Annotated in this window: 15 protein-coding genes, 1 pseudogene and 1 riboswitch; of the genes and pseudogenes, 6 read left to right on the top strand and 10 right to left on the bottom strand. The window is 70.0% G+C overall.

The features are described from left to right. Together C1I98_RS22615 and ngcE are read right to left on the bottom strand one after the other, a co-directional pair. Nucleotides 1-325: pseudogene (locus tag C1I98_RS22615) on the bottom strand (sugar ABC transporter permease); the annotation flags it as partial. 2 nt (nucleotides 326-327) lie between these two features. Continuing rightward, the gene (ngcE, locus tag C1I98_RS22610; protein WP_111169433.1) at nucleotides 328-1,776 is read right to left on the bottom strand and encodes an N-acetylglucosamine/diacetylchitobiose ABC transporter substrate-binding protein; all 1,449 of its coding nucleotides are present in this window, start codon (nucleotides 1,774-1,776) and stop codon (nucleotides 328-330) included. Between the two features lie 208 nt (nucleotides 1,777-1,984). Here ngcE and C1I98_RS22605 point away from each other — a divergent pair, with 208 nt between their 5' ends. Further along, nucleotides 1,985-2,611, top strand: coding sequence for a TetR/AcrR family transcriptional regulator (locus C1I98_RS22605; RefSeq protein ID WP_111169432.1), 627 nt, complete (start codon nucleotides 1,985-1,987; stop codon nucleotides 2,609-2,611). Next, nucleotides 2,608-2,889: a hypothetical protein gene (locus C1I98_RS22600; protein WP_199537134.1), complete on the top strand. Its 282-nt coding sequence runs from the start codon at nucleotides 2,608-2,610 to the stop codon at nucleotides 2,887-2,889. Before C1I98_RS22605 ends, C1I98_RS22600 begins: the two co-directional genes overlap by 4 nt. A 112-nt stretch (nucleotides 2,890-3,001) precedes the next feature. Here the strand turns inward: C1I98_RS22600 and C1I98_RS22595 are convergent, their stop codons facing one another. Continuing rightward, nucleotides 3,002-3,952, bottom strand: coding sequence for a zinc metalloprotease (locus C1I98_RS22595; protein WP_199537133.1), 951 nt, complete (start codon nucleotides 3,950-3,952; stop codon nucleotides 3,002-3,004). 229 nt (nucleotides 3,953-4,181) lie between these two features. On the opposite strand from C1I98_RS22595, the gene C1I98_RS22590 reads away from it, so the two are divergent. Further along, nucleotides 4,182-5,396: a DUF4032 domain-containing protein gene (locus C1I98_RS22590; RefSeq protein WP_199537132.1), complete on the top strand. Its 1,215-nt coding sequence runs from the start codon at nucleotides 4,182-4,184 to the stop codon at nucleotides 5,394-5,396. Between the two features lie 19 nt (nucleotides 5,397-5,415). On the opposite strand, the gene C1I98_RS22585 is transcribed toward C1I98_RS22590, so the two are convergent. Both C1I98_RS22585 and C1I98_RS44180 read right to left on the bottom strand, forming a co-directional pair. Beyond that, nucleotides 5,416-6,300, bottom strand: coding sequence for an alpha/beta fold hydrolase (locus tag C1I98_RS22585; RefSeq protein ID WP_111169431.1), 885 nt, complete (start codon nucleotides 6,298-6,300; stop codon nucleotides 5,416-5,418). A gap of 205 nt (nucleotides 6,301-6,505) precedes the next feature. After that, complete coding sequence (locus tag C1I98_RS44180) at nucleotides 6,506-7,393, bottom strand: hypothetical protein (RefSeq protein ID WP_233508082.1); 888 nt, start codon at nucleotides 7,391-7,393, stop codon at nucleotides 6,506-6,508. Nucleotides 7,394-7,762: 369 nt separating this feature from the next. Beyond that, a riboswitch (cyclic di-AMP (ydaO/yuaA leader) is annotated at nucleotides 7,763-7,928 on the bottom strand. Between the two features lie 216 nt (nucleotides 7,929-8,144). Here C1I98_RS44180 and C1I98_RS22575 point away from each other — a divergent pair. After that, nucleotides 8,145-8,660: a universal stress protein gene (locus C1I98_RS22575; protein WP_111169430.1), complete on the top strand. Its 516-nt coding sequence runs from the start codon at nucleotides 8,145-8,147 to the stop codon at nucleotides 8,658-8,660. Between the two features lie 30 nt (nucleotides 8,661-8,690). Here C1I98_RS22575 and C1I98_RS22570 read toward each other — a convergent pair whose 3' ends face one another. Continuing rightward, on the bottom strand, nucleotides 8,691-9,458 hold the full coding sequence (locus C1I98_RS22570; RefSeq protein ID WP_111169429.1) for a nuclease-related domain-containing protein: 768 nt from the start codon (nucleotides 9,456-9,458) through the stop codon (nucleotides 8,691-8,693). 159 nt (nucleotides 9,459-9,617) lie between these two features. Next, nucleotides 9,618-10,277 (bottom strand): TetR/AcrR family transcriptional regulator, encoded by a 660-nt coding sequence (locus C1I98_RS22565; protein WP_233508081.1) that lies wholly within the window; start codon nucleotides 10,275-10,277, stop codon nucleotides 9,618-9,620. A gap of 55 nt (nucleotides 10,278-10,332) precedes the next feature. Between C1I98_RS22565 and C1I98_RS22560 the strand changes: the two genes are divergently transcribed. Next, nucleotides 10,333-11,520 carry an FAD-dependent monooxygenase gene (locus tag C1I98_RS22560; protein WP_111169428.1) on the top strand — a complete coding sequence of 396 codons (1,188 nt, stop codon included), beginning with the start codon at nucleotides 10,333-10,335 and terminating at the stop codon, nucleotides 11,518-11,520. Here the strand turns inward: C1I98_RS22560 and C1I98_RS22555 are convergent. The 3 genes from C1I98_RS22555 to C1I98_RS22550 all read right to left on the bottom strand — a co-directional run bounded on the left by C1I98_RS22555 (nucleotide 11,456) and on the right by C1I98_RS22550 (nucleotide 13,842). Then, complete coding sequence (locus tag C1I98_RS22555; RefSeq protein WP_233508080.1) at nucleotides 11,456-12,298, bottom strand: DMT family transporter; 843 nt, start codon at nucleotides 12,296-12,298, stop codon at nucleotides 11,456-11,458. The two genes, C1I98_RS22560 and C1I98_RS22555, sit on opposite strands and share 65 nt — an antisense overlap. A 106-nt stretch (nucleotides 12,299-12,404) precedes the next feature. Continuing rightward, the gene (locus tag C1I98_RS40630) at nucleotides 12,405-13,007 is read right to left on the bottom strand and encodes a hypothetical protein (RefSeq protein WP_146607569.1); all 603 of its coding nucleotides are present in this window, start codon (nucleotides 13,005-13,007) and stop codon (nucleotides 12,405-12,407) included. Between the two features lie 358 nt (nucleotides 13,008-13,365). Then, entirely contained in the window at nucleotides 13,366-13,842 is a 477-nt protein-coding gene (locus tag C1I98_RS22550) for a DNA-processing protein DprA (protein WP_199537131.1), read from the bottom strand. A gap of 48 nt (nucleotides 13,843-13,890) precedes the next feature. On the opposite strand from C1I98_RS22550, the gene C1I98_RS22545 reads away from it, so the two are divergent. After that, entirely contained in the window at nucleotides 13,891-14,121 is a 231-nt protein-coding gene (locus C1I98_RS22545) for a hypothetical protein (RefSeq protein WP_111169426.1), read from the top strand. The last annotated feature ends 2 nt before the right edge of the window (nucleotides 14,122-14,123 follow it).

Here is a 14,123-nt window from a genome sequence, read left to right as displayed (position 1 = left end):
CCCAGACCCCCGTCATGTTCCCCCCGCGCTGTCCGCCGCCCAGATTGAGCAGGAACGCGAAGACGAGGGAGATGCCGATGGTGAGCACCGGCAGGGCGACCAGCAGGACCCCGTGGTGCCGCAGCGCGGCCCAGAAGACCTCGTCGCCGAACATCGTCAGGAAGTTCTCGAAGCCCACGTAGTTCGGGCTCGCCGCCACCCCGCGCCAGTCCGTCAGGGCGATCTGGAACGCCTGGATGTACGGGCTGATCACGAAGACGACGTACAGGGCCACCGGCGCGATGAGGAACCCGGCGACGAACAGGTGGGCACGTAGCCGCGACATTCCTAGCTGGTCCGCGTCTGCTTGGTGATCCTCTTGTCCTTCTTGGTCTTGTCGGCCTCTTTCTGCATGTTCTCGGCGAACTGCTGCGGGGTGATCCGCCCGGCCATCACCGAGTTGGTCTGCGCCTGGGAGTAGTCGTAGAGCTTCTTGTACCAGCCCTCGTAGCGGGCGTCGGTGATGACGTTCTGGCCCGCCGCGCTCTGCACGGCCGCGGCGCTCTTCAGGCCGGGCGGGAGGTCCACGCCGTCGGCGGCGCCGTTGACCACGGTGAGGTTCTTGGTCTCCTGGGTGAAGCCGCGCGCCCCCTCCCGGGAGAGCATCACCCGCAGGTACTCCATGCCGCCCAGCGGGTTCTTGCCCTTGGCCGAGACGAAGAAGTTCTCGCCCACGCCGACGAAGAACGCCCCGGTCGGCATGACGTCGCCGCCGGTGATGTCGGGCAGCGCCATGACGGCGTACTCGAAGTCGTCCGGGATCTCCTTGGCCATCTCGTTCTCCACCCAGGAGCCGGTGGGGTAGAGGGCGACCTTGTTCTGGAGCTGCTTGAGCTGGGTCTGGGTGTGGTCCAGGCCGAAGTACGCCTTGTCGCCGAACTGCTTTTGCAGGTCGGCCCAGACGGTCACGGCCTTGATCACGGCGTCCTTGGTCCAGGCCCCGTCGACCAGGTTGTCGATGTCGATGATCACCTGGTTGCCGCCGATCTTGGCGGCGGTGTAGAGGATGTTCCAGGTCTGGTAGAACGGCCCGACCTGGCCCGGATAGGCGAACGGGGTGATCCCCGCGCCCTTGATCTGCTCGCACAGTGCCAGGAAGGCGTCCCAGGTGGTGGGCGGCTTCCAGCCCTTCTCGGCGAACAGCTCGGCGTTGTACCAGAGCCCCCGGTGCGACACGGTGTAGTTGAGCACGTGCGGCTTGCCCGCCACCAGCGCGTTGGTCAGCACGGCGGGAGTGATGGTGTCCTTGACCTTCTTGGACGGGTCGTCGACCGACGGGGCGTCGAACAGCGCGGTCAGGTCGGCCAGGTGGCCTTCCGCCTGGAGGGCGACCAGGTCCAGCGGGTCGGACCCGGAGTTGTTGACCACGTCGGGGGCGTCGCCGCTGACGAACCTGGGCCGGAGCTGGGTGCCGATCCGCTGGGTGGCGGTGTGCTTGATGGCGGCCTGCGCGTACGTCTTCTTGTACAGCGGCTCGTGGATCTTGGTCGCGTAGGCGTCGGTGTAGCCACCGCTGAAGATCACCACTTCCAGGGGCGCGTCGGCCTTCACCGAGAAGGGGTTGGCCGCCGTACTGGCTCCCCCTGAGGCCACCGGGGAGGGCGCCGACGAGGCGCCGGAGCCGCTGCCGGCGGTGGCGCAGCCGGCGAGCAGTCCGGCGCCGGGGCCGGCGACGAACGCGGTGAGTCCGATACGGCGCAGCACCTGGCGACGGCTGAAGTCAGCGGAAGAGGACATCCGTGCTCCCGTGTTGGGGGGGTGAGGAATAGGAAAGTTTCCTAACCGTTTTATGGAAGGTACGTATCCCCCCGTCCCAGCGTCAAGACCGCCCCTAGCGTCTCAACCGACCCGTGACCTCCCCGCCGCCATCCCGATTTCCTGCGCAGTGTCTAGCCGTGCGTGCTAGATTCTGACCGAGCGGCCAAAATTTAGTACGGGGGGTCAGATGAGCGCCAGGACGGCCGGAGGCGACAAGCAGTCGTTCATCGAGCAGGCCCGGCGGGCCCAGATCGTCGCCTCGGCGACCAAGGTCATCGCCGAGACCAGATACGCGGGCGCGTCGCTGGCGCTGATCGCCGAGGACGCGGGGATCAGCAAGGGGGTCATCTCCTACCACTTCACCTCCAAGAGCGAGCTGATGGAAGAAGTGGTGCGGCGCATCCTGGCGGAGGTGGTGGAGTTCGTGGTGGAGTCCGTCAAGGACCGGGAGTCGGCCACCGAGGTGCTGCGCGGGCAGATCCTCGCCGTGGCCGAGCACATGCGGGAGCGGCCCGCGGCGATCATGGCGCTGCACGAGATCGCCGCCAACATGCGCGCTCCCGACGGCTCCCTCCGTTCCGGCATCGAGGCCAGCGAGGAGATCCTGCGACTGCTGGAGGGGATATACGAGATGGGACAGCGCACCGGCGAGTTCCGCGCCTTCGACTGCCGGGTGATGGCCGTCACGCACAACGCCGCGGTGAACGACATGTTCGCCTACTGGGCCACCCACCCCGGCCACGACCTCGACGCGCACGCCGCCGAACTGGCCGATGTCTTCGTGCGGGCCACCCGTGAGGAGCCCTCCGCATGACCGTGCTCCGGCTTCCCAGGACCCGGCTCCACTACATCGACAACCTGCGCACCGCGCTGACCGTCCTGGTGGTGCTGCACCACGTCGCGGTCACCTACGGCACCATCCCCGCCTGGTATCACTTCGAGCGGGCGCGGGACGCCTCCGGCCTGGCGCTGGACGTCTTCGTGGCCGTGAACCAGGCGTTCTTCATGGGGTTCTTCTTCCTGATCGCCGGAATGTCCACCCCCGGCGCCCACGACCGCAAGGGCGGCAGGGGCTTCCTGCGGACCGCCTGATCCGGCTCGGCGTTCCGTCGCTGGTGTACCTGGTGGCGCTGCGCCCGCTGGCCGTCTTCGGCTCCTATGCAGGTCCCTGCCGCGCGCCGATCGCGTACTGTGAACCGCCCCGTCACACCTTCTTCGTACCTTTCGCCCGGCCGTCGATCCGCAGCTTCTCGCGTACGGCGGCGGGCAGGAAGGACGCCCGCGGGCCTGCCAGGCAGGCGTCCATCCGCGCGGCCTGACCCTTGGTGAACATGTGACACCCGGCGTCCTCGGTGTAGTCCATGTAGTTCATGAACATGTCGCCGTTGGGGCCGTTGTCGCAGCTCACCGTGGGGAAGGTGGGCAGGCCGCGGTTGTGCCCGCCCTGGTTGGGGGTGTCGTCCACGAAGTCGGTGCCCGAGCAGCCGGTCTCGTCGTCGCCCCAGATGTGGCGCAGGTTGAGCCAGTGGCCGATCTCGTGGGTGGCGGTCCGGCCCAGGTCGTACGGCGCCGCCGCGGTGCCGGTGGACCCGAACGCGCTGTGCAGGATCACCACCCCGTCGGTCTCCGGCGGCCCGCCGGGGAACTGCGCGTAACCGAGGAACCCGGCCAGCTCGCACACCCACACGTTGAGGTAGCGGTCGGCCGGCCAGGGGTCCGCGCCGCCCTGGGCGGCGGACTTGATGATGTCGTCCGCGCCGAAGGAGTCGCGGGTGGTCTTCTTGCGGACGACCCCCGTGGTCGGCTTGCCCTGCGGGTCCTTGTCGGCGGGCTTGAACTCGATCAGCGGGTCGGCCACGAGGTCCTGCCACACGGCGGGGACCTTGGCGACGTCCGCGTTGGCCTTGCGGAAGTCCTGGTTGAGGATCTCGATCTGGCTGTCGATCTGCTCCTGGCCGATGTTCTGCTCTGCCGTACGGTGAACGACGTGGACGACGACCGGAATCGTCACCACCTCCCGCCGCGCGGGCGCGCGGCCGGTCTTCCTGGCGAGCGTGTCGTTCTCGATGGCGGCCAGCGCGACGGCGTAGCCGGGCCTGCTCGCCAGCATCCGGTGGTGTACCGGCATCGTGGCGCAGGGCTCGTACCCGGGCATCGGGGACGCTCCTTCCCGTTCGATTACGAAGAGCGATTCCTGTTAACCGAACGTAGCCATAACCGGTGACCAGCGATAAGAACACCCGGCAAGGTGCCAACCATGACAACCGGAGGTGAGTGTTGCTTGTCCTTCGCGGCATCGCCACCATGCCGCCGGGTGATCGTGACATACGGGGGACTACCCTCCTCCGAGGAAGAAGCGGACATCTCCCCCAAGGAGCGATGGGTTGCCCCTGCAGATGACGGGCGCGCCGAGCGACCCCGACCTCATCCGCCTGCCGTGGGACCTCCCCCTCGCGCAGTGGCCCGAGCAACACCTGGTCGCGCTGCCGCGCGGCATCTCCCGGCACGTCGTACGGTTCGTCCGGCTGTCCGGCAACGTGTACGCGGTCAAGGAGATCAGCGAGCGCTACGCCAAGGCGGAGTACCGCCTGCTGTGGGACCTCGCCCGGCTGGACACGCCCTCGGTGGTGCCCGTCGCCGTGGTCACCGGCCGCACCGGCCACGACGGCGAGCCGTTGGACTCCGCGCTGGTCACCAAGCACCTTCAGTTCTCCCTGCCCTACCGGGCGGTCATGTCGGGCACGCTGCGCCCGGAGACCCTGATCCGGCTGTTGGACGCGCTGGCCGTACTGCTGGTACGGCTGCACCTCACGGGCTTCTACTGGGGCGACTGCTCGTTGTCGAACACGCTGTTCCGTAGGGACGCCGGGGCCTTCGCCGCCTACCTGGTCGACGCCGAGACCGGCGAGCTGCACCCGATGCTCAGCAACGGGCAACGCGCACACGACATCGACATCGCGCACACGAACATCTACGGCGAGCTGCTGGACCTTGAGGCGGGCGGGCTGCTGCACGCGTCGATCGACCCCGAGGAGACCGCCGGGCAGATCTGTGACCGCTACACGCGCCTGTGGGACGAACTGACCCAGGACGAGATCATCGAGGAGGTCGACTGGCACCGGGTGGAGCACCGCATCCGCCGGCTCAACTCGCTCGGCTTCGACGTGGCCGAGATGATGGTGCGCCGCAAGTCCGGCACCGGCCGGCTGATCGTGCGGCCCAAGGTCGTGGACGCCGGGCACCACCAGCGCCGGCTGATCCGGCTGACCGGCCTGGACGTCGAGGAGAACCAGGCCAGGCGGCTGCTCAACGACCTCGACGCCTTCCGGGTGCAGAACGGCCTGCGGCACGAGGAGGAGGCGATCGTCGCGCACCGCTGGCTGGCCGAGGTGTTCCAGCCCACGATCGAGGCGATCCCGCGCGAGCTGCGTGGCAAGCTGGAGCCCGCCCAGTTGTTCCACGAGGTGCTGGACCACCGGTGGTTCCGCTCGGAGGCGGCCGGGCACGACGTCGGCCTGCCCGCGGCGGTGAGTTCCTACGTGCACAACGTGCTGGTGTTCAAGCCCGACGAGAAGGCGGTCATCCAGGAGACCCCGTGAGCGCGGCGGGCGGACGGGGTCAGGCCGCGCGTTCGGTCTCCGCCGCCTCGGTCAGCCGGGTGATCGCCGAGATGATCGTGTCCCACAGCGGGTACGGCAGGTCGTGGCCCATCCCGGGGAAGACGCGTAGCCGTGCGCCCGGGATCGCCTCGGCGGTGGCGAGGCCGCCGGGCAACTGGATGAGCTGGTCGTCGCGGCCGTGTACGACCAGCGCGGGCAACGCCAGCCGGGCCAGGCCCGGCCTGCGGTCCGGCGAGGCGAGGATCGCCGCGAACTGCCGGGTCGAGCCCGCCGGATCGCCGGAACGGTCGTAGGCGATCCCGGCCAGGCGGCGGATGCGCTCCCGGTCCAGGGGGTAGCCGGGAGAGCCGATCACGCTCCACACCTCAAGGGCGCGCGCCACGGCGTCGTCCCGGTCGGTCGCGGGCGGGGCCAGCAGGGCGCTGATGGCGGCGTCCGTGGGCGGGCCGACACCGGCCGCGGGGGTGGACATGATCGAGGTGAGGCTGCGCACCCGGGAGGGATACCCGATGGCCAGCGCCTGGGCGATCATGCCGCCCATCGACGCGCCGACCACATGACAGCTCCGCCGGCCCAGCGCGTCCATCAGCCCGGCGGCGTCGGCGGCCATGTCCTCGATCAGGTACGGCGCGGCGGCCCTGCCCGCCAGCACGTCGCCGAGTTCGGGGGCCCCGGCTCCGGTCAGATGTGTGGAAAGTCCTACATCGCGGTTGTCGAACCGCACGACGTGGTGGCCGCGTGCGGCGAGCATCGCGCAGAAGTCGTCGTCCCAGAAGATCATCTGGGTGGCCAGCCCCATGATAAGCAGCACCGGACGGCCGCGCGGAGACCCGAAGCTCTCGTAGGCGATCTCGATGCCGTTGGCTGAGGCGCGCTGGCTCATGCGGAGCAGAATCGCATTCGGTTCGCGAGCATGGCAAGGGCGGGCGTCCTCAGAGGGGGTACGAGGACGCCCGCCTTTACCCGGTCACGCTGTCGCAAGGGAGAGGCGACGTGACCGCACGGTCACCGCGGGTGAATTCGGCGACCACCGCAGCGGCCGCACGGGGGCAGCGGCCACCAGGGGGACCTTTGGCTCCACCAAGGGATCAGGCGGAGTCGTCGGAGAGCAGCCGGCGGACGCGGTTGCGACCGACGAGGAGACCGGCACCGGCGGCGCCGAGACCGGCCAGGAGGGCGAGGTTGGCCGGGGCCGGGGCGACGGTGTCCGCGGCGGCCACGGTCTGGCCGGACTTGGCCGCCGCCTGCCGGACGGCCGCGTCCCGGTTCGCCTGGGCGGCGTCCGCGGCCGGGAGCCGGTGGTACGGCGCGGTGCCGGCCACCGAGAGGGGCGAGCCGGTGACGGCCGGGCCCTCGGGCTTGCGGGCGGGCTTGGGCGGGACCACCTTCAGCTCGCGGGTCTCCTCCTGCTCCGGCGGATCGGCCGGGTTGCGGTCGTGCTTGCTCCACGCGCCCGTGGAGAAGGCGACCGGGTAGTTCTTCTTTCCAGGGCCCTTGCCCCACTTGGTGATCGTGTACTCGACGTTGATGTGCCCGCGCCCGCCGTTGCCGACGACCATCAGCGTGTTCGGGTTGAACGTGCCGCCGGTGAGGTCGGCGAAGGTCTTGGCGTCGATGTCGAGCATGATCCCGTTGTTGGACGGAACGCCGGGCCCGCGGTCGCCAATGAAGAACTCGGCCTTCTTACCGCCGAAGGTGACGTACCCCTCGGTGCCGAGCGGCCAGCTCGGGCTGGCGAACATGCCCTTCGTCATGGGCTTGCCGATGGCGGGCAGCCCGGTGTCCCCGGCGCGGCCGGAGGCGTCGTCCCAGAAGTAGGACGCTTTGGTGGAGCCCTGCAGCAGGACCTTTTCGGGGGAGTCCTCCGCGTGGGCGGCGGGGGCGCCCGCGCCGATGGCGGCGCCGGCGGTGAGTACGAATCCTAGGAGAGTGGAGGCCAGAAGGCGGTTCGGGCGCAGGCCAAAGGAAACGTTCATCAAGAAATGGGGCTCTTTCGTGAGACGACAAGGGGGAGGCCGCGTGCCTCACTCGGCAACGTCGCGGCCACGCACGTCCAGGAAGAGGTAAGGGGAAAGGGTCGCGCGGGCAGATCGCCACGCGGGGACGCGCGTTCGGCAAAGTCCGCCACGGCATAGGTGGCGTCGATCGTCAGCGAACTCTTGCCGGCCGGGTCATCAATGCGAGACGCCAGGTCATCGATGCGATGCTCGGCCTGGTCCGGCTCAGGCGGTGGCCCCCAGTGGGGGAACACCCGTGCGTACGGGCGTCTGAACCGAAAGCGGTCTCGTGGACCTCGGGAAAGCCAACCTCATAGAAGGCGTGTCGGGGTGGGGGTGACCCACGTCTTCTCCTCTCCATCTCGCCTACCGGGTTAGCTGTCGGGTTCGGACGTGGAGATGCCCTACCGCCGCGCGGGCGGATTCACCCCAAGGGCCGCGTGGCGGCCCCGCTGATGGGTCCCCGGCTCCCGGAGGGCCTGTCGGCCGCTGCGGGACTCGGCGTCTGTTCGTGCTCCTCAACTCTGAAGAGCACCACTAGGTTGATAACAAAACTGGACTCTAGTATCCATCCTGGGGCAAAGCAAACAAATCACCATGATTCAGTCAGAAGATCTACCTTCACCACTGAACAGGTGGTTCTGTCCCCAGATCTGATCATTTAGGGATTTAGCACCAGGTTTCCCAGCGCTTTGACCACTCCTCACCCGCGTCCGCTAATGCTCGAACAGTGAGCCAGAAGACATCCCAGCCGCGCATCGTCGTGGGCTTCAGCCGTTCGTCGGCCTCGGTCGCGGCCCTGCTCTGGGCGCTAGGCGAGGCGGCGCTGCGCGAGGCCGTGGTCTCCCCCGTACACGCATGGCAGTGGTCCGGGGAGTCCCGGGCGTCTTACGCGCCGATGGGCACCTGGCGATGTCGCGACGACGAACTCGCCGCCGTGCGGCGGGAGGTCGTCCGGGCGGTCGCCGAACTGACCCCCAGGCCGCTGACGCCACCGGCCCCGGTCATCGACCAGGGGCCCGCCGTACAGGTGCTGCTGCGGCACGCCGAGGCGGCCGACCTGCTCGTCCTCGGCAGCCGGCCCTACGACCCGGACTCCCCCGCCCCGATGGGGGCGGTGCTGGCCGCCTGCCTGCCGCGGGCGGCGTGCCCGGTCGTGGTGGTGACGCCCGGCAGGGCGGCGCCGGCCCGGCGGGCACGGCAGGCGGCGCTGGCACTGTCCGGCAGGCCACCAGGCGTCGCATGAACACCGGGGCCACCGTGGGCCCCGGCCGAATCATGTGATCTTGTGCAGCTCCCTGGCAGCCGTCCGGGCCAGGGTCTCCACCTGCTCGTCGGACAGCGCGCCGGTCGCCCGCGAACGGATGAACCGCGGGATGCGCCGGGGCCGCAGCAGCGTCAGCCGCTCGGCCGACACGATGCCGCCGCGCGGCATGCCGCCGCCGTAGACGGCCAGCAGCGCCTCGATGGTGACCGGGATGCCGGACTTCTCGGTGAGCACGGTGGCCAGCCGCTCGGCCGCCTGGTTCAGCCCGTCGGCCATCTTGGTGCCGTACTTCTCGCCGAAGAACAGCCGCCCGCCGTACTGGGCAAGCTCGGTCTCGGGGCCGAAGGCCTCGTTGTCCACGATCCACACGCCGCCGGGCCCGATCAGCAGGTGGTCGATGGACGCCTCGCCGCGCACGGCGCGGCCGTTCAGCACCTTGTAGCCCTCCTTGGTGAGGCGGCGGCGCAGGATGCGCCCGGTGAGCACCTCGCCCCTGCGCTTGCCGCGCCACACGGCGGTGCGCTCGTGCGCGTACCACGCCACCACCGCGTCGGCCACCGCGACGATCGCCGCTACCGCGATGCCGAACAGGACGGGCTGGGGGATCGAGAAGCGGGCGGCGAGCGCCATCCCGGCGGCCAGGCCGATCGCGGCCTTGACCCCGCGCATCTTCCTGCGCTCGCCGATCCCCTCGACCCAGAACTTCTCGTACATCTGCTGCGGTGACGCGCCGGTGAACTTGTCGTCCTGTGGCACGTAGATCGATCCGCCTGGCATGTCCCTCGCCGCTTCCCGACTCAGTGAATCGTTGAAACCACCTGCATTTGGGCATGGACGAGTGATCTGCCACATTGAAGACCCTCGCCAAAAGGTTGGATTCCCCTGTGGAAGTCCCGGAATCCTAGGGGTGATGGTAATCGACCGGCCGCGCCAGGGTCAGGGCCCCCTCCGGCCACCCGCGGCCTGCCCAGGCCGGCGCGCGCCGGCCTCGTCCTCGGCCAAGTGCCCGCCGAGCATCCCTGACAGCAGTTCGTACAGCGCCGCGCGCAGGTCCTCCACCGTGTACTTCCCGCCGGCCCCGGCCACGGCGTCGAAGAGCAGGCCGTCCGTGAACGCCACGAGCCGGGCGCCCTGGCGTACCGGATCGGCCGCGCCGACGGCGGCGAGCAGACCGGCCGCGGTCTCCCGCAGCCGCCCGCCGATCCGGTCGTAGATGACCCGTAGCTCCGGCCTGCGGGTGGCCTCCAGGGCGAGTTCGTAGCGGGCCAGGGTGCGCTCGTGGCCGTCGCTGAGCTGCGCGTACACGATGCGCGCCACCATGTCGGCGAGCCCGCGCGGGTCGGTGGGCGGCTCGCTCAGCCGCCTAGCGTAGACGGCGGCCTCGAGCTCGGTGAGGCGTGCCAGGGTCAGCTCCAGCAGGGCGGCGCGGGTGCGGGCCAGGTTGGAGGTCGATCCGGGCGGGAGGCCCGCGGCCTCGTCCACCGCCCGGTGGGTGAGGCCGCGCATGCCGCGCTCGACCAAGAGCGCGATGGCCGTGTCGGCGACGCGCGTGGCGCGCGGGCTGCTGAGGCCGATCGCGTTCCTGGAGTCGGTCACGACCCCATACTACAGGTGTAGTAGCCTGCACTACAGGTGTAGTTGAGGAGGCGTCATGCGTGCGATAGTGATCGGCGGCGGGATCGGCGGGCTGACCGCGGCGGTCGCACTGACCCGGCGGGGCTGGTCGGTGACGGTGCTGGAACAGGCCCCCGTGCTGGAGCCGGTGGGCGCGGGGATCGCGGTCTCGGCCAACGCGCTCTACGCGCTCGACTCCATCGAGGCGGGCGCGGCCGTACGGCGGCCGGCGTCCATCCAGGGCGACGCGGGCATCCGCCGGCGCGACGGCAGATGGCTGACCCGCACGAGCGAGGCCATGGCCAGGGAGCGCTACGGCGCCTCGATCGTGGTCCTGCTGCGCGCCACGCTGGTCGGCATCCTGGTCGACCTGCTGCCCGAGGGCGCGCTCCGGCTGGGTACGGCCGTCACCGCCGTCGACGCCGGCACCGGCACGGTCACCACCGACGCGGGCGAGCTGTCCGCCGACCTGGTCGTCGCCGCCGACGGCATCCACTCCCTCACCAGGCGGACGCTCTTCCCCGCCCACCCCGGCCCGGCCTACGCGGGCGTGACGGCCTGGCGGCTGGTCGCCCGGCGTCCCGAGATCGAGTTCGGGGCCACCGAGTCATGGGGGGCGGGGCTCGCGTTCGGCGTGACGCCGCTGGCCGGCGACCTGGTGTACTGCTACGCCAGCGACACCGTGCCCGCGGGCGGCGCCTCGGCCGACGGCGAGAAGGCCGAGCTGAAGCGGTTGTTCGGCGACTGGCACGACCCGATCCCGCAGATCCTGCGCAACGTCGAGCCCGCCGCGATCCTGCGGCACGACCTCTACTCGCTGGACGAGCCGCTGCCCGCCTTCCATCACGGCAAGGTGGCGCTGCTCGGCGACGCGGCGCACGCCATGACGCCCAACCTCGGCCAGGGCGGCTGCCAGGCCATGGAGGACGCGATCGTGCTCGCCGGGCTGGCCGACCGGCCCGGCGGCCTCGCCGCCTACACCGCCGCCCGGCGGCCCAGGACCACCAAGATCGTGGCCCGCTCCCGGGCGATCGGGCGGCTGACCCGGCTGCGCAACCCGCTCGCCGTGGCGCTGCGCGACACCGCGATGCTCTTGGGCGACCGGTTCACCCGGTCGTTCATGCTCCGGCAGCTCGACGACGTGCTGGGCTGGCGCCCGCCTACCCCACCGGAGCCGGAGCGCGCGCCGCAGGCGCATGATGGTGGTCCGGGGACAACCGGCTGAGCGTGACCGTGCCCGCCACCAGCACGGCGGCGGCGATCAGGGCGGGTACGGCGGTGCCCGCCTCGGTCGGCAGCGGCTCACCGAGCAGCACCGCCCCCGCCAGCACCGACGTGATCGGGTCCACCACCTGGACCCCGGCGTAGGCGACCCCGAAATAGCCCACCGCGTAGGACTTCTGCAACAGCACCACGGCGCAGCAGAGCAGCACCGGGATGGCGATCGAGTACCACGTCAGCAGGTTGGCGAGGTCGCCTTCCAGGCCCCCGCCCACGACCCGCACGAACGTGGACACGCTCGCCGTCACCGCGCCCGCCCCGACCGCGTGCAGCAGCGCCTTCGCCGGTCCGGCGGCCCGGCGCGCCGCCACCAGGCAGACCAGCACGATCACGCCCACGCAGGCCAGGAACCCGAACGCGCCCCGGTCGCTCAGCACCGGCCTGGACGCCTCGTGCGGGACCAGCAGCATCAGGCCGAGCAGCCCGCCCGCGACCGCGATGGAACCGAGGATCTCGGCCCGGTGCGGCCGCCTGCCGTACATCATGGCGGCCAGCGGGACCGCGAAGACCAGCGTCGCCACACTGACCGGCTGCACCGCGACCAGCGGCGCCAGCGAAAGGGCCACCGCGTGCAGGCAGGCCCCGGTGAAGCCGATCACTCCGCCGACCCACCAGCGGACGCTCTTGACCAGCTTCAGCGTCGCGCCGTCACGTACCGCCTCGAACTGCTGAATCGCCGCGCCCAGCGCGTATCCGAGCGCCCCGACCAGTGCGATCGACACGCCTGCCCACGTCATCGGCTCCCGCCCGCGGGGGCGGCGGGCGCGGGCATGGGAAAGGCATGGCGTCGCAAGAGCATTCCCCAAGCTTAGGGACTCTTGAACGCGCTCATTCCCACATCCGTCTTACGTGCGCCCCAACAGCACCGAAAATCAGGCGTTTCGCTCGGGACAGACATCGAAGAGATGCCCTTCGTGGTCGGCCAGTACGACCCAGTCCGTACTGGGTCGGCGACAACTCGGGCGGCTGCGACATCACGACCCGAGTAGAGGACGACCAGGGCCGGCTGGTGTTCATGGCCGTGCGCTGCCACGCGGGCGCGTCAACGGCTGCGCGGACGGCTTCCTGATAAAGGCGCAGCGAGGTGTCATCGTCATGTGCCTCGAAAGCGATACGCGCGGCGACCATGAAGGCGCCCGCCGCCGCCTGCGCGAGCGGCTGCCGTAAATGCTCGGATCTCGGTGCGGCCATGAGGCGGCGAGAGATCTCCACGGCAGGAGCCATGGCGAGATGCAGGCGAGCGAACGGAGCACCGCCGACCCGGCCGTTGACATGCGCCACGAGCGCCTCCAGAGCGTCGATGCCTTCTGCGGTCAAGTGGCCTTTCCCGTTGACCGCCGAGACGAGCGGCTCCAGGCCAGGTGGGACGAATGCCAGCAAGCCGCGACCAGATGTCGCCGCACGCGTGGCCAGGTCGCGAATCTCGGCCACACGCTCCACCGAGGGCGCCCCATGTCGCGATCAGGGCCATGAACTGATCAAGGTCGGACCCCTGACCGACGCGTACTTCTTCGCCACGGCGGGCGAAGACGTATGCCAGCAGCAGTTGGTAGCGCTCGCCGGGGGATGTCGGCTGTTCTTCGCGTTCCCATCGAGCGATCGTCCGTATGAGGCTGGGGACGGTGAGGCGATCGACCGGTGTGGTGGCGAGTTAGCCGGCGGCGGACTTGATCGCGCGCGCCAGATCGGACCATGACCAGCCGCGGCCTTCACGAAGGAGTCGCAGGGTACGCGCCGCCGTACGCCGCTCACTCGGTGTCATGGGCGAACTACAGCACGCCGCCCGGAGCTAGATGGGATGAATCAGCCGAGGCTTGCCCTGCTCCGCCGCGTAGTTGAGCGTGTACCAGGTCCCACTCGATGCGCCTTTCGGGAAACCGATGACAAGGTCGCTTCGATCGACCATCCACCGATTCCGGGCGTGGTAGCTCTTGGTGGACGGATGCCGCGGGTGCCGCAACTCGACCAGTTCGGACAAACGATCATGCTTCCGCGCCGAGGCCACGGCACGGCGAGCGTCGGAGGGTTGGTCGGCGAGGGTACCCGAGGTCGCCACGATCAGCGACGCCTGTGCCTCGGATGACAGCCACAGCAGGGCGAGGGCGTCGATTGCGGAGGCTCCGCCGAGGTAGATCGCCACATCGGCGCGTGCGAAGGGGGCGGGGTAGGCGTTGAAGATCGCCCAATACTCGTCCGACCTCCGATGATCGGTCGCCCTTGCCCCCGTGATCGTTATCGCGCCCGGCATGCCGTCCCGCCCTGTCATCGGATGTCATCTTCCTGGAACCAGCCTCCCGCGGGTCTACTCGTCATCATGACCCAGCTCGGCGACCTCCTCAGGTCGCCCTTGAATCCACTGCTCGTCTGGGATGTCGTGGCACGCGGGTGCGGCGCCTGCGGCGTCACCGACGATGCGGACGCCGCCGAGAAGGCCATCCTCGACGCCTTGGAGGGCTTCCCCGCCGGCCGGGGGCGTTCGGTACGCCTGGCCGTCGTTCGTCAGGATCGGCTACGAGTGGGCGGGGCGCTCGGTCCGGGGCGATAGGC

It is taken from the genome of Spongiactinospora gelatinilytica (genome assembly GCF_003236385.1).
GTDB lineage: Bacteria > Actinomycetota > Actinomycetes > Streptosporangiales > Streptosporangiaceae > Spongiactinospora > Spongiactinospora gelatinilytica.
Note: the sequence above shows the minus strand (reverse complement) of the source record. Positions and strands in the feature narration are given on the sequence as shown.

Coding starts and splice junctions, on each gene's coding strand:
- ngcE (WP_111169433.1), bottom strand. CDS start 1,776: ATGTCCTCTTCCGCTGACTTCAGCCGTCGCCAGGTGCTGCGCCGTATC.
- C1I98_RS22605 (WP_111169432.1), top strand. CDS start 1,985: ATGAGCGCCAGGACGGCCGGAGGCGACAAGCAGTCGTTCATCGAGCAG.
- C1I98_RS22600 (WP_199537134.1), top strand. CDS start 2,608: ATGACCGTGCTCCGGCTTCCCAGGACCCGGCTCCACTACATCGACAAC.
- C1I98_RS22595 (WP_199537133.1), bottom strand. CDS start 3,952: ATGCCCGGGTACGAGCCCTGCGCCACGATGCCGGTACACCACCGGATG.
- C1I98_RS22585 (WP_111169431.1), bottom strand. CDS start 6,300: ATGAGCCAGCGCGCCTCAGCCAACGGCATCGAGATCGCCTACGAGAGC.
- C1I98_RS44180 (WP_233508082.1), bottom strand. CDS start 7,393: ATGAACGTTTCCTTTGGCCTGCGCCCGAACCGCCTTCTGGCCTCCACT.
- C1I98_RS22570 (WP_111169429.1), bottom strand. CDS start 9,458: ATGCCAGGCGGATCGATCTACGTGCCACAGGACGACAAGTTCACCGGC.
- C1I98_RS22560 (WP_111169428.1), top strand. CDS start 10,333: ATGCGTGCGATAGTGATCGGCGGCGGGATCGGCGGGCTGACCGCGGCG.
- C1I98_RS22550 (WP_199537131.1), bottom strand. CDS start 13,842: ATGACAGGGCGGGACGGCATGCCGGGCGCGATAACGATCACGGGGGCA.
- C1I98_RS22545 (WP_111169426.1), top strand. CDS start 13,891: ATGACCCAGCTCGGCGACCTCCTCAGGTCGCCCTTGAATCCACTGCTC.